The sequence below is a fragment of the Mesorhizobium sp. B2-3-5 genome (assembly GCF_006442395.1).
In the GTDB taxonomy this organism is placed as follows: Bacteria; Pseudomonadota; Alphaproteobacteria; order Rhizobiales; family Rhizobiaceae; genus Mesorhizobium.
In genome coordinates this window covers 70,554-84,615 of record NZ_VFVX01000001.1, presented here as the reverse complement: position 1 = coordinate 84,615, position 14,062 = coordinate 70,554, and the positions used below count along the sequence as shown (strand labels likewise).

The 14,062-nt window shown below is 62.0% G+C and carries 13 protein-coding genes; 7 read left to right on the top strand and 6 right to left on the bottom strand.

The features are described 5' to 3' along the window. Positions 1-158 precede the first annotated feature (158 nt). From mltG to fabD, 5 genes are all read right to left on the bottom strand, one after another. Positions 159-1,442, bottom strand: coding sequence for an endolytic transglycosylase MltG (gene mltG, locus FJ958_RS00425; protein WP_140737965.1), 1,284 nt, complete (start codon positions 1,440-1,442; stop codon positions 159-161). A gap of 102 nt (positions 1,443-1,544) precedes the next feature. Beyond that, positions 1,545-2,807, bottom strand: coding sequence for a beta-ketoacyl-ACP synthase II (gene fabF, locus FJ958_RS00420; RefSeq protein WP_140737963.1), 1,263 nt, complete (start codon positions 2,805-2,807; stop codon positions 1,545-1,547). Between the two features lie 34 nt (positions 2,808-2,841). Then, positions 2,842-3,078, bottom strand: a complete 237-nt coding sequence (locus tag FJ958_RS00415; RefSeq protein ID WP_006203723.1) for an acyl carrier protein — start codon at positions 3,076-3,078, stop codon at positions 2,842-2,844. A 240-nt stretch (positions 3,079-3,318) separates the two neighbouring features. Beyond that, positions 3,319-4,056, bottom strand: a complete 738-nt coding sequence (gene fabG, locus FJ958_RS00410; protein ID WP_136622739.1) for a 3-oxoacyl-[acyl-carrier-protein] reductase — start codon at positions 4,054-4,056, stop codon at positions 3,319-3,321. 57 nt (positions 4,057-4,113) lie between these two features. Next, positions 4,114-5,061: an ACP S-malonyltransferase gene (fabD, locus tag FJ958_RS00405; RefSeq protein ID WP_140737960.1), complete on the bottom strand. Its 948-nt coding sequence runs from the start codon at positions 5,059-5,061 to the stop codon at positions 4,114-4,116. Between the two features lie 278 nt (positions 5,062-5,339). Here fabD and FJ958_RS00400 point away from each other — a divergent pair, with 278 nt between their 5' ends. Then, positions 5,340-7,268, top strand: coding sequence for an LTA synthase family protein (locus FJ958_RS00400; RefSeq protein WP_246679448.1), 1,929 nt, complete (start codon positions 5,340-5,342; stop codon positions 7,266-7,268). Between the two features lie 35 nt (positions 7,269-7,303). Here the strand turns inward: FJ958_RS00400 and FJ958_RS00395 are convergent, their stop codons facing one another. Continuing rightward, entirely contained in the window at positions 7,304-9,205 is a 1,902-nt protein-coding gene (locus FJ958_RS00395; RefSeq protein ID WP_246679447.1) for a pilus assembly protein, read from the bottom strand. 270 nt (positions 9,206-9,475) lie between these two features. Between FJ958_RS00395 and rpsF the strand changes: the two genes are divergently transcribed. From rpsF to FJ958_RS00365, 6 genes are all read left to right on the top strand, one after another. Beyond that, a complete protein-coding gene (rpsF, locus tag FJ958_RS00390; RefSeq protein WP_140737957.1) occupies positions 9,476-9,976 on the top strand; it encodes a 30S ribosomal protein S6 in 501 nt (166 codons plus the stop codon). Further along, positions 9,976-10,224: a 30S ribosomal protein S18 gene (gene rpsR / locus FJ958_RS00385; RefSeq protein ID WP_006203718.1), complete on the top strand. Its 249-nt coding sequence runs from the start codon at positions 9,976-9,978 to the stop codon at positions 10,222-10,224. The genes rpsF and rpsR overlap by 1 nt, the downstream gene beginning before the upstream one ends. A 226-nt stretch (positions 10,225-10,450) precedes the next feature. Further along, the gene (rplI, locus tag FJ958_RS00380) at positions 10,451-11,035 is read left to right on the top strand and encodes a 50S ribosomal protein L9 (RefSeq protein WP_056563263.1); all 585 of its coding nucleotides are present in this window, start codon (positions 10,451-10,453) and stop codon (positions 11,033-11,035) included. Positions 11,036-11,209: 174 nt separating this feature from the next. Beyond that, the gene (locus tag FJ958_RS00375) at positions 11,210-12,502 is read left to right on the top strand and encodes a cyclopropane-fatty-acyl-phospholipid synthase family protein (protein WP_140737954.1); all 1,293 of its coding nucleotides are present in this window, start codon (positions 11,210-11,212) and stop codon (positions 12,500-12,502) included. A gap of 92 nt (positions 12,503-12,594) precedes the next feature. Then, the gene (locus FJ958_RS00370) at positions 12,595-12,918 is read left to right on the top strand and encodes a YnfA family protein (protein ID WP_140737951.1); all 324 of its coding nucleotides are present in this window, start codon (positions 12,595-12,597) and stop codon (positions 12,916-12,918) included. A gap of 1 nt (position 12,919) precedes the next feature. After that, positions 12,920-13,897 (top strand): small ribosomal subunit Rsm22 family protein, encoded by a 978-nt coding sequence (locus tag FJ958_RS00365; protein ID WP_140737948.1) that lies wholly within the window; start codon positions 12,920-12,922, stop codon positions 13,895-13,897. Positions 13,898-14,062: the final 165 nt, after the last annotated feature.

The window sequence follows — 14,062 nt, the reverse complement described above, 5'->3', positions numbered from 1 at the left end:
GTCGCCTGCATATCCTTGGCGCATCACCCCGAAACCGGTTTTCCGGACAAGGGCAAGTGCTGCGTAAAAACGATCACGCCCCGGGTGCCTTGAAATCGGACGCTTGGCGTTCCTTCAAATGTCAGGCCGTCGCCTTGGGGGCAACGCCTTTCTTACTCTTACTGGGCAGCGCCCGCATCGCCGCCGGCATCGCCATTGTCGCCACCGCTGGTGTCGCTTCCGTTGCCGTCGGCAGGCTTGCCGCTGCTGCCAGCAGGCTTGTCCGCGTTGTTGCCGCTGGTACCAGCGGCCGAGGCGGCCTTGGCCGCCTCATCGGCCTGCTTCTTCTGCAACGCGCGATAGCGGGCAACGTTCTCATTGTGCTCATCAAGCGTCGCGGCAAAAACGTGACCGCCTGTGCCGTCGGCGACGAAATAGAGATCGTCGGTCTTCGATGGATTGGCCACAGCCTCAAGTGCCGCACGGCCCGGATTGGCGATCGGTGTCGGCGGCAGGCCGCTGATCGCATAAGTGTTGTAGGGCGTCAGCTTCTGGATGTCGGACTGATAGATCGGGCGGTCGGCGGGCTTTCCCTTGCCGCCAAACAGGCCATAGATGATGGTCGGATCGGATTGCAGGCGCATGCCCTTGGCCAGCCGGTTCAGGAAGACGGCGGCAACGCGCGAACGCTCGTCACCCCTGCCGGTTTCCTTCTCCACGATCGAAGCCAGCGTGACGAATTCCTGGACATTGGCCAGCGGCAGGTCCGGCGCACGCCGCTGCCATACCTCATCGACCAGTTTCTTCTGATCGGCCAGCAGCTTGTCGATCATCTGCTGGCGCGTCGCGCCACGCGTGAAGCGCAGCGTGTCGGTGGCAAGGCTGCCCTCCGGCGGCATGGCCGCGGGCATGACGCCGCTCAAGGCGGGTTCGTCGGCGATGCGCTCCAGTGCCTGCTCGACCGTCAGCCCCTCCGGAATGGTCAGCGAATACATCACCGACTTGCCGCTCTTCAGCAGTTCCATGATGTCGCGCATCGATGCCCGGGGCTTAATCGCATATTCGCCGGCCTTGAGTGCGGAATCATTGCCAAAGGCGCGCACCCCAAGACGGAATACGCGGGCGTCAGTGATCAGGCCGCGGCGCTCAAGCTGGTCGGCGATGTCCTGGACGCCAGTGTTCGGCTTGACGAGGAAGGTGTCGCCATTGGCCGAGGGGCCGGGTTCGGTGAATTCCTGCTTGCCGAAGTAGAGCGCCGCGCCTGCCGCCAGAACTATCAACATCACCAAAGAGATGACGAAGTTCATGAACACGACGACCTGGCTGCGCGAAGCGCGCGAGCGCCTCGGCGGCGGCGTTCCAGCTTCCGGCCGCAAGGCCTCGCTGGCCGTCTTCGGTACGATCGGCCCGGTGTTAGCGGGCCGCTGCCCCAATTCCCCGTTGCCCGCCGGATTTGTGTTCATTTCGCCCTACCGTTTGATCTCTCAACGAATCCCCTGCGGCAGAGTAGAGGCGAATATGGCAAAATTGACGGCACGCCAAGGCGGCGTCCGGCAGCCGGACGGTCAGCCATTGTAGCGCTGGAACACAAGCGAAGCGTTGGTGCCGCCGAAGCCGAAGGAGTTGGACAGTGCTACGTCGATCTGGCGGGAGCGAGGCTTGTTGGGCACCAGGTCGATCGCCGTTTCGCGCTCGGGGTTGTCGAGGTTGATGGTCGGCGGCGCGATATTGTCCCTGATGGCGAGGATCGAAAAGATCGCTTCAGCGGCACCCGCCGCCCCCAGGAGATGGCCGATCGAGGACTTGGTCGACGACATCGAAATCTTTGAGGCGGCATTGCCGGCCAGCCGCTCGACAGCGCCGAGTTCGATCGTATCGGCCATGGTCGAAGTGCCATGGGCGTTGATGTAATCGACATCGGCGGGCGTAAGCTTGGCCCTGTTCAACGCCGCGGTCATGCACCGGAAAGCGCCATCGCCGTCCTCGGCCGGCGCGGTGATATGATAGGCATCGCCGGTGAGACCGTAGCCGGTCACCTCAGCGTAGATCTTGGCGCCGCGGGCCTTGGCGTGCTCGAGCTCTTCCAGCACGACAACACCGGCGCCCTCGCCCATGACGAAGCCGTCTCGGTCGCGGTCGTACGGGCGCGACGCCGTCTGCGGGGCATCATTGCGCTCGGTCGACAGTGCCCGGCACGCGGCGAAGCCGGCGATCGACAGCCGCGTCACCGGCGCTTCGGCGCCGCCCGCGACCATGATGTCGGCATCGCCCCACATGATCAGCCGAGCCGCATCGCCAATGGCGTGCGCGCCGGTCGAACAGGCCGTGACGACGGAATGGTTCGGGCCTTTCAGCCCGTGCCGGATCGAAACCTGGCCGGAGACGAGATTGATGATCTGACCCGGGATGAAGAACGGGCTGATGCGGCGCGGACCGCGCTCCTTGAGGATTATCGCATTCTCGGCGATACCCTCGATGCCGCCGATGCCCGAGCCGATCAGGACGCCGGTGGCACACTGTTCGGCATGGGTTTTCGGTTGCCAGCCGGAATCCTTCAGCGCCTCGTCGGCGGCGGCAATCCCGTACAGGATGAAGTCGCCGATCTTGCGCAGTTCCTTCGGCTCGAGCACGGCCTCGGGATTGAACGTGGCATTGCTGCCGTCACCACGCGGAATGACGTGAGCGATCTTGCAGGCAAGATCTTCCACCTCGAACTCGGTAATGCGCCTGGCGGCGCTGCGGCCGGTCAGAAGTTCCTTCCAGCTGTGCTCGAAGCCCATGCCGAAAGGCGACAACAATCCAAGGCCCGTGACGACGACACGCCTCATCGCAGGTCCTCCCCGGTGATGACTGCGGAATGCGTCAGGCCGAAGCCTTGTCGATATACTTGACCGCGTCGCCAACGGTCAGAATGGTCTCGGCCGCGTCGTCGGGAATCTCGACGCCGAATTCTTCTTCGAACGCCATGACGAGTTCAACCGTGTCGAGGCTGTCCGCGCCCAGATCATCGATGAAGCTCGCCTGCTCCGTCACTTTGTCGGCATCGACGCCAAGGTGCTCGATGACGATCTTCTTGACGCGCTCTGCGGTGTCACTCATTTGGGCATCCTCGTCTTTTGTTTGTCTGTCTTCGTTAGCGGGCAGAATGCCGCTAATCAAGTTGAAAGATGGTCCTGCCGGAAACGCAACGGCTACGGACCGGTTTTTGCCCGAACCGCCGGGTTGCGGGCCGCATTACACGAAAAATGGCCAAGGTCCAAGCCGAAATGGTCTGTTTTCACAGCGTGCTGGCCTGGGATGTCATTGCCCAAAACCGCTGCGCGATTCTGGGCGCATTCGTCAGATCATCGCCATGCCGCCATTCACGTGAATGGTCTGGCCGGTGACGTAAGCGGCTTCATTGGAAGCGAGATAGGCGACAGCGGAGGCCACTTCGGCGCTGGTGCCCATACGGCGGGTCGGGATCGCCGCCATGATCGCTTCCTTCTGCTTGTCGTTGAGCTTGTCGGTCATCGCTGATTCGATGAAGCCCGGAGCGACGCAGTTGACGGTGATGTTGCGGGTGGCGATCTCCTGCGCCAGTGATTTGGAAAAGCCGATCATGCCGGCCTTGGAGGCACAGTAATTGGTCTGACCGGGATTGCCGGTGACGCCGACGACAGAAGTGATGTTGATGATGCGGCCGTGGCGGCGACGCATCATCGGGTGGGTGAGTTCGCGGGTAAGCCTGAACACGGCCGTCAGGTTGACTTCGAGCACCGTGTCCCAGTCGGCGTCCGACATGCGCACGAACAGCCCATCCTTGGTGATGCCGGCATTGTTGACCAGGATATCGACGCCTTCGAGGTCGGCTTCCGCTTTCTGGCCAAGCGCCTTGACCTCGTCGCGGTTCGACAGGTTGGCCGGAAACAGCTTGACCCGGTCACCGAGTTCGGCGGCCAACGCCTCCAGCTTCTCGACGCGCGTGCCATGCAGGCCGACGATGGCGCCTTGTGCGTGAAGCACCCTGGCGATCGCCTCGCCGATCCCCCCCGAAGCACCGGTGACGAGCGCCTTGCGGCCAGTCAATTCGAACATTTTTGTCTCCAGGTTGAGAAGAGCACAGCCCCTATAGGGATGGGATCAAATGGCGCTTTATGCAAGCGCGGCCAATGCTGCCTCGACTTCAGCCGCGGAACCGACCGATGCGGTGGCGATGTCGCGGTTGATACGCCGCGCCAGGCCCGAAAGCACCCTGCCGGCACCAATCTCGTAGAGCGTGGCGACGCCGTTGGCGCCAAACCACTCCACCGTCTCACGCCAGCGAACGCGCCCGGTCACCTGCTCGACGAGGCGCCGCGCGATCTCGTCCGGATCGCTCGACGGTGTCACCGACACATTGGAAACGACAGGAACCAAAGGTGCATTCTTCGTCACGCCGGCCAGCGCTTCTCGCATGATCTCTGCCGCCGGCGCCATCAGCGCCGAATGGAAGGGAGCCGAGACCTGCAGCATCAGCGCCCGCTTGGCGCCCTTTTCGGTGCAAAGTTTCGCCGCCAGTTCGACCGCCGCCTTGGCACCGGAAATCACCAACTGGCCACCGCCATTGTCATTGGCGATCTGGCAAACCTTGCCGGACCCTTGCGCGGCCTCGGTGCAGGCGGCTTCGACATCGGCCTGCTCCAGCCCAATGATCGCCGCCATGGCGCCCTCGCCGGCTGGCACTGCCGCCTGCATGGCATTGCCGCGGATACGCAGCAGCCGGGCGGCATCGGCGACGGAAACGAAGCCGGCGGCGGCAAGCGCCGAATATTCGCCCAGCGAATGGCCGGCGACATTGGCGACCTTGTCCTTCAACGAGAAACCGCGTGATTCCAGCGCCCTGATCGCAGCCAGCGATACCGCCATCAAAGCCGGCTGCGCGTTGGCGGTCAGCGTCAAGGTCTCTTCCGGACCTTCCCAGATCAGCTTCGACAGGTTTTCGCCAAGCGCGTCATCGACCTCCTGGAAGGTCCTGCGCGCCTCGGGAAAGGCATCAGCGATATCCTTGCCCATGCCGACAGCCTGGCTGCCTTGTCCCGGAAAGGTGAATGCAACGGCCATGCGAGGGCTCCCGAAGACTTGTTCTGCTTGACTGATAACACGAATTTTCCTTGCCTGTGGCGCAAGGCGGCCGGTCAAGTCAAGCCCGCTTCAAACAGGCCTCAGATCAGAACCTTCTGCCGAGTGCCTGTTCTAAAAGGGCTTTTGGCGATCACTCCTGATGAAAACTGCTCACGATTCGTTTGCTGGCTCTTCTTATTTCCGATACAGGCGCTAGCTTGGCGTGACAGTTTTATGACAATCGAGTGACGCGTTTGTCGCTGGGTGGGGAAGTTAAGGTGGCCAAGAAATCGAAACGCGCCGGCGAGGCCGCGCCGCAGTTCCTGGAAGACGATCCGTCCACTGGTTATTTGCCGGGCCGGAGATGGCCGGTCGTCCGTTACGGATTGGTCAGCGTGCTGATCTCCGCCGTCCTCGTGTTCGCCATCGAGCTGATCGTGCGTGGCGATGTTGCCGGCACTGTTTCCTTCTTTCTTCAGCCACTCAAGCCGGGCTGGACGACCATCGTCGTGTTCGCCCTGATCCTGATCGGTCTCGACGCCTTGCTCGGCCGCAGTCACCAGAGCCTGATGATTGTCGCGCCGTTGACCCTGGGGCTGGCCTTTGTCGGCCATCAGAAATCGCACTATCTTGGCGATCCGCTTTATCCGACGGATTTCCTCTACGCTCGCCAGATTTTCGCCCTGCTGCCGCTCCTGGTGCGCGAACGGCCGATGACCGCGCTGGCCATGGTCGTGGGCATCGTCGTCGGGCTGTCGCTGCTCGTCCACGGCTGGCGGCTGTGGCACCGTAAGGTTCCGGCCCTCAGCCGCAAAGGCCGCCTTGCCCGGCTGACGCTGGCGGTGCCTCTGCTCGCCTTCTTCGTCTCGATCATGGATTACGCCACCTTCTCGTGGACCCGGGATCGGCTGCAGATCATCCCGATCATGTGGGACCAAAAGGAAAACTACGCCTCCAACGGCTTTGCGCTCGCCTTCGCGCTCAACGTGCCGATGGCCCATGTCTCGGCACCCTCCGGCTATTCCGACAAGGCGATTGCGGCGATCGATCGGCCGCGGACGACAGCATCGGTGCCCGACGACAAGCCCGACATCATCGTCGTCATGAGCGAATCCTTCTGGGATCCAACCAAGCTGCCTGGCGTCGCTATCACGCCGGATCCGATCCCCACAGTGCGGGCATTGCGTTCGGGCTCCATGTTCTCACCTGAATTCGGCGGCATGACCGCCAACATCGAATTCGAGGCACTGACCGGCTTTTCCAACGCTTTCCTGCCGGCCGGCAGCATCCCCTACCAGCAATATGTGCGCACGCCGACGCCTTCGATGGCGACCTTCCTGAAGAGTGAAGGCTACAGGGCGCGTGCCATCCATCCAGGCACCAACTGGTTCTGGAACCGTGGCGCGGTGTATGCCGATTTCGGTTTCAACGATTTCAAGTCGGAAGAGACGCTGCCGCCCATGGAAAAGCGCGGACCGCTGGCATCGGATGCGGCAATGACGGACGAGATCATCCGCGAAGCCGACGCCAGCGACGATCCGGTGTTCTTCTTCGCCGTCAGCCTGCAGAACCACGGCCCCTATGAGCCGAACCGCTATAATAACCCGACTCACTCGGTACAGGCCCCGATCAGCCAGTGGGCGCGCGATTCGCTGCTGAGCTATGCGGAGGGTTCGGCCGATGCTGACCGCGGCCTTGACCGGCTGATCGAATGGGCCAAGAAGCGCGAGCGGCCAACGATCCTGGCCTTTTTCGGCGACCATCTGCCGCCGTTGGGGCTGGTCTATGTCGAGACCGGGTTCCTCAAGGACAACGTCGCGCCACGCAAGGAGCCGACGCCGGAAGCAGCCCTTGAACATCACGAGACACCGCTGGTCGTCTGGTCGAACCGCTCCGGTCCAATCAAGGACCTCGGCACGGTGAGCCCGGCATTCCTGCCCTATCATATCCTGACGGCAGCGGGCGTCACCCATCCCTACTACACCGGCTTCCTGGGCGAGATGCGGGAGCGCTACCGCGTCGTCGACCGCAACCTGCTGCTGACACCGGCCGGCCAAGCCACGCCCGATTGGTCGCGTCAGAAGGAGATCGACCCCGCGATCCGCGATTTCCAGCTGATCCAGTATGATATGATGTTCGGCAAGCGCCATGCGGCGCCGGACTTCTTCCCCGAGACGGTCGATAAGGTTGTCGCCCATACGAGTTGAGCCGGCGCCATCCGTTCAGCAGTTGGACCGAGCGTTCAATTGGTCAGTTGCAGCTTCGAAAACTTGTTAGCGATCTGCTCGAATACGTTTGGCAGTTTGTTCGGATCGTTGACTGCGTAGTAGTCGCTAGGATCCGAGGCGCAGGCGCTGTAAAGCGTGCGGTTGGCCGCGGTGTCGGACTGCAGCACCATGGTGTAGATCTCAGCGCCCTGATTTTTCAACTGCGTGCAGACGCTCCTGGTCCATCCGTCCACATTGCGCGCGGCGGTCGTCTGATTGTCCGATCCAAGCCGACCGGCAGCGCCATAGCCTGAACCCGCGAGATAACCATAGGAGGTATAGTCAGACTTGGTCATCTCTTTGCTGGCGCCATAGACCACGTTCTCACCGTCGGTGAGCAGCATCACGATTTTGCTTACCCCAGGCGTCTTCCACGGCGTTCCCTCAGTGTATGGGGCCGACGGCGACAACACCCGCTGGCCCCAAGCGAGGCCCTCGGCAACATTGGTGCCCGACCCGGCCCAGGCAAGCATTTTGGCGGGCTCCTTGCGGAGCTTCGTAAAATCTTCCGTCAACGGAACGATCGGCGAGGGACAGGACCGGTTTGGCCCCACCGTCAATTGCAGGGCATTCGGATCGTTTGTGCCAGCGGTGGCGATGGCAATGTTCTGCGGTGCGACATACTTGGCGATTGTTTCGAGATCCTTCTTCGAAGGGCTGACGTCGCTTCCAAGCAAGCCGCTCAGATCTATTCCAAGAATGTTCAATCCCCCATTCTGAGCAAGCTTGGTCTGGTCGGGGACGTCGTCGACAAAAGAGTTGTTGTAGTAATTGGCGTCGTTTGAATAGCTGCCGGAAGGCTTTGTGCCGTTCCCTGGACTGTCCGGCGCGAAGTACGGCACGAACAGAGTGTCGGCGTAAGACGGGTCGGGCGACGTATCGGAGATGTTAAGGGGGCCGGGCCGCGCCTCGACGCAGCCTTTCCAACCCGTGTCGATTCCTTTGTCGTCCTTCCATCCTGTCAACCTGGCGGCCGAGGCCGGATCCTTCAGCAGCTGTCTGAACAGCGCCATATGATTGGGACGCTTGCCATTGATGACGGGAAAATTGATCCCATTGGTGGATGACTTGCCGTCCATGTCGATCCAGGACGGGTCGAAGCCATCGCCATTGACATTGACGGCCGTGACGAACGGAACCAGCGCCGCGCGGACCTTGCGCGTCGGCGATTGTGCCGTTTCCAGATATCTGAGCAGATTGTCCGTCGCTGTCTTCAGGGCAGCAATTTTGGCGCCGGCCATCGAGCCGGTATTGTCCAGCACCAGAACGACCTCGAGCTGGTTGTTCGATTCGACGGCCGATGCTTCGACCACGATGTGCTTGTTCCGGCCAAACAGGAAGGCGAAGTTCAGATTGACGTCCGCCGAGGCGACAGCCTTTGTCTTGATGAAATTGACGCCCCTGTCGACGGTCAGCGTCGCCTGCGCGTTGGTGAGTTCGCCATGTCCGGCAATGTTGGCCTGGAAATAACGGTCGAAGGCGTCGGTGCGGGTAAGGTCCAGATCGCCCAGATGCGAGGAGGCAAGATTTGCCGCGTCGAGCGCATTCTGCAGGTTGCTTTTTGCACGCATGATGGTGGACACGTCGACCGCGAAGGCCACGGCTGACAAGATGGCCGGCAGGCCCAGCCCGAGCAATAGCGTGAAATTGCCGCTCCTCGAGCGCCAGAATCTGTTGAGAAGCATCCTTACCCCCGGAAATGCTTGCCGCTTGTTATGCGCGGGTTGTTCGGGCTTCTTGCGCCTCCCATGATGAACCCACCGTTGATGGCGAGACTCAACTCCGCACAACCTGACATTGTGGTTAAGAGCTGGTTGTCGTAAAAATCGCCAAGCCGTACCGGCGCCGCCGCTTGATTTTCCTGTACCCTGCGACATCGGCGACGCCGCTTGCCCTTGCCTTATCGCGGGATTGCTGTATAGACGCCGCCAATCTGCCGGTCCCAGCTGGGGGCTGAACGGAGGGCCGGAGGTTTAAAAAGCCTTCGTGTGAAGCCAGAAGCGCTTCCGCCTCCCGTGTCTCCGCTCTCGACCGTCTCGTCATGCTCCTTTCTTCCCCGTTCCTTCTTGGGTTCACGGGTCAGAGAAGTTGCAGAGGCTTTTGCCGCCGGGAACCGGGAGAGAAACGAAGAAAGGCACGAAAACATAATGGCTCTTTACGAACATGTGTTTCTTGCCCGGCAAGACCTCTCGCAGCAGCAGGTCGATGCGCTTGTCGAACAGTACAAGGGCGTCATCGCAGCGAATGGCGGGTCCGTCGGCCGGGTCGAGAACTGGGGACTGAAGTCCCTCACCTACCGGGTCAACAAGAACCGGAAGGCATACTACACGCTCATGGATCTGAACTGCCCGCCGGCCGCGCTCAACGAGATGGAGCGCCAGATGGGTCTGTCCGAGGACGTCCTGCGTTTCCTGACCATCAAGGTCGAGGCGCATGAGGAAGGTCCTTCGGCCATGATGCAGAAGCGCGAAGAGCGCTCCGAGCGCGGCAGCTTCGGCGACCGCGACCGTGGCGATCGTGGCCCACGTTCCTTCGGCGACCGCGATCGTGGCGATCGTCCGCCGCGCAGCTTCGGTGGTGACCGCGATGGCGGTGGCGATCGTGGTCCGCGCCGTCCGCGCGAAGGCTTTGAAGGGGGTGCAGAATAATGGTCGACATCAACCAGATCCCGACCCGGCGCCCGTTCCATCGTCGCCGCAAGACCTGCCCGTTCTCCGGCGCCAACGCGCCCAAGATCGACTACAAGGACGTGCGTCTCCTGCAGCGCTACATTTCCGAGCGCGGCAAGATCGTGCCGTCGCGCATCACCGCCGTCAGCCAGAAGAAGCAGCGTGAGCTCGCCAAGGCGATCAAGCGCGCCCGCTTCCTCGGCCTGCTGCCCTACGTGGTCCGTTAACCACTACCCAGGCGGGCGGTTTTACCGCCCGCTTTTCCTGCCGATCGCGACGGGCGCGACCGGTTCCGAACCAAAAATCCCGAGTTGGATTTCGAAAGAGATCCTAACTGCCTGAACAGGCAGGACAGCGACACCGGCGCCATGTCGTGCCCAGAGCTTCCTGACCTGTTCCACAGACATTCGGCGTCGATCCCGGCGATTGGCGTCCAACCAAAGGAACAAAACCATGGAAGTCATTCTTCTCGAACGCGTTTCCCGCCTCGGCCAGATGGGCGATACCGTCAAGGTCAAGGACGGTTTTGCCCGTAATTTCCTGTTGCCGCAGGGCAAGGCGCTGCGCGCCAACGAAGCCAACAAGAAGAAGTTCGAAGGCCAGCGCGCCCAGCTCGAAGCCCGCAATCTCGAGCGCAAGTCGGAGGCCAGCCAGGTTGCTGAAAAGCTCGACGGCAAGAGCTTCATCGCGGTCCGTTCGGCTGGCGAGACCGGTCAGCTCTACGGTTCGGTGTCGACGCGCGACATCGCCGATCTGCTGACGGCGGAGGGCTTCACGGTCAACCGCAACCAGATCCAGCTCAACCAGCCGATCAAGACAATCGGTCTCACCAATGTGGCGATCGCGCTGCATCCGGAAGTCGAAGTCACGATCACGCTCAACATCGCCCGCACGGCCGACGAGGCCGAGCGCCAGGCCAAGGGCGAGACGCTGACCACCGCCGAAGCCATCTATGGCGACGACATCAACGACAATGCGCGGCCGGAAAACTTCTTCGATCCGAACGCCGAGTTCGACGGCGGCGAAGACAACGCTTGACGGACAGTCTGGGCGCCGGACCGGCGCTCAGACCACCCTGACGCTTTCCAGTCAATTCTGGACTAATGCCCGGGCCTCTCGCCCGGGCATTTTTGTGCCAAAAGGAACTTTTCGAAACCCTACATATTGATGCAGAATAGGACAGCCTGTCTGACCGTGAGGGGACATCGGATCATGAATATTCTGTTGAAGCGCATTCTCGACCGCCTGGTGCGCTCGGGCAATCTCAAGGTAACCGGGCCCAAAGGCTCGACGGTGATCTTCGGCGACGGCAGCGGCGAGCCGGTGCACATGCACATCAAGACCAGGCACGCCGAACGCGCCATCACTTTCGATCCGATGCTGGCGGTGCCTGAATCCTACATGGACGGCGAGCTCGACATTCTAGAGGGCGGTGTACTTGGATTGATGCGCATTGCCTTCCAGAACATGGGCAGCGGCGGCATCGACGCGACCTGGTCGAAGGCCATCGAGGGCCTGCGCCACGCCTTCCGCCGGCTGCAGCAAATCAACACCACCTCGCGCTCGCGCCGCAACGTGCAGCGCCACTACGATCTTTCGGGCGAGCTCTACCGGCTCTTCCTTGACGAGGACATGCAGTATTCCTGCGCCTATTTCGAGCAGCCGGACATGACGCTGGACGAGGCCCAGGCGGCCAAGAAACGGCATATCGCCGCCAAACTCAGGCTGAAGGCCGGCCAGACCGTGCTCGACATCGGCTCCGGCTGGGGCGGGCTCGGCCTCTATCTCGCCAAGGCATTCGACGTCGACGTGCAGGGCGTGACGCTGTCGACCGAGCAGCACGGCGTCGCCACCGACCGGGCGCACGCGCAAGGGCTGGAGAACCACGTCCATTTCGAGCTGAAGGACTACCGCGAGATCAATGAACGCTTCGACCGCATCGTTTCGGTCGGCATGTTCGAGCATGTCGGCGTCAACCACTTCCGGACATTTTTCGACAAGGCGGCAACGTTGCTGAAGCCCGACGGCGTGATGCTTCTGCACACGATCGGCCGCTCCGGCGTGCCGTGGGCGACCAGCGCCTTCATCCGCAAGTATATTTTCCCGGGCGGCTACATACCGGCAATGTCGGAAGTGCTCCCAGCGATCGAGAAGTCCGGCCTCGTGGTCACGGACGTCGAGATCCTGCGGCTCCACTATGCCGATACGCTGAAGCACTGGGGCCAGCGCTTCGCCGCCAACCGCGACAAGGCCAGGGCGATCTATGACGAACGCTTCTGCCGTATGTGGGAATTTTATCTCGCCGCTTCGGAAGCCGCGTTCCGCTGGCAAGACCTGGTTATATTCCAGTTCCAGATCGCCAAGAAGAACGACACGCTGCCGATGACCCGTGACTACATGGCCAAATGCGAAAAGGCGCTGGAAATGCGCGACATGGGCCACCGCGAAGCGGCTCCCGTCGAGAAGCCCGCCAAGCCAGCCCGCCGCCGCAAGGTGGCGGAGTAGACACACCATCGGCACGCCGTTCGCTATCGGCGCTTGCCATTCCCGGCCCCTGCCCTGAAAAAGGCCTCGTGAATCGTCGCGAGGCCTTTTTCATGACCTATCTCATCTATGCCGCCGCAGCACTGGCCGAGATCGCCGGCTGCTTTTCGGTATGGGCCTGGTGGCGGCTGGAACGGTCGCCGCTGTGGCTGGCGCCAGGCTTCGTGTCGCTGCTTCTGTTCGCCTGGCTTCTGGCGATGGTCGACACCAATGCCGCGGGCCGCGCCTATGCCGCTTATGGCGGGATCTACATCGTTGCCTCGTTGGCCTGGCTATGGCTGGTGGAAGACGTACGGCCCGACCGCTGGGATTTTGCCGGTGCCGCGCTCTGCATCGCCGGCGCTTCCATCATCCTGCTCGCACCGCGAGAGGCATAGGATGGAACTGCCAGTTGCTCTTCGACAAGGTGTCGATCGTATCCTGGAAAGGGTTCCGCTGCCGGAATTGAAGCAGGCGGCGAAAACGCTGTCGGACCGCTACAGGGCCGAACTGCGCGATGGCCGTCTGCACGTGGCGCAAGTTATGGCGGTCAACGCCTATCTGGCGACGCGGCTTCCGGCGACCTACGCCGCGGTTCGCGCCAGTCTTGACGCTTTGAATGAGGCCCGGCCGGATTTCATGCCGAAAACCTTGCTCGATGTTGGCGCTGGCCCTGGTACGGTGCTTTGGGCCACAAACGAACTCTGGCCTGATCTCGAACAAGCCGTGCTGCTGGAAGCAAGTGCCGCGGTGCGCAAGGCCGGCGAGATGCTCGCCGCCGATGCGATTGCCGCCCGAACCGTCTGGCAGGCCGGTGACGTCACGATCGACCTTGCAGACGTTGAGTCGGCAGACCTCGTCACATGCGCCTATGTTCTGGACGAGATCGTGCCGGCATCCCTGCCCAAAATGGTCGACCGGCTATGGCAGCTCACGAAAGACACATTGCTGATCGTCGAACCGGGCACGCCGGCGGGCTGGCAGCGGATTCTGAAGGTGCGCACGCAATTGATCGCGGCCGGCGCACATCTGCTGGCGCCTTGTCCGCACCAGGCACCCTGCCCGCTCAGCCCGCCCGACTGGTGCCACTTTTCCCGCCGCGTCGCCCGCTCGCGCCTGCACCGGCTGGCCAAGGACGCCGAGGTGCCGTGGGAAGACGAGAAGTTCATCTTTGTCGCCGCCTCGCGCCAGGCGGCCGCCACGCACGCCGCGCGGGTCATCGCGCCGCCGAAATCCGGCTCCGGCAAGGTGTCGTTGAAACTTTGCGAACCGGACGGAAGCGCATGTGAGAAACTCTTCACCAAACGCGATGGTGAAGAGTTCAGGCTGGCCAGGCGACTGGACTGGGGCGACGCACTCGAACGCGGCAGCAGATAAGCGGCTGATTGTTCTTGCTTTGTTCCATGGTTCTGCATAAGAATCGCGGCTTGCCGAGTCAACCAGAATCGGGACACAGGAACACTGTCCTGTGGACGGTTTGCCGTCTCTGTGAACAACGGGCATCAAAGCTGTTTGGTCGTGCGGTGATGCAGAAAGGTCAGC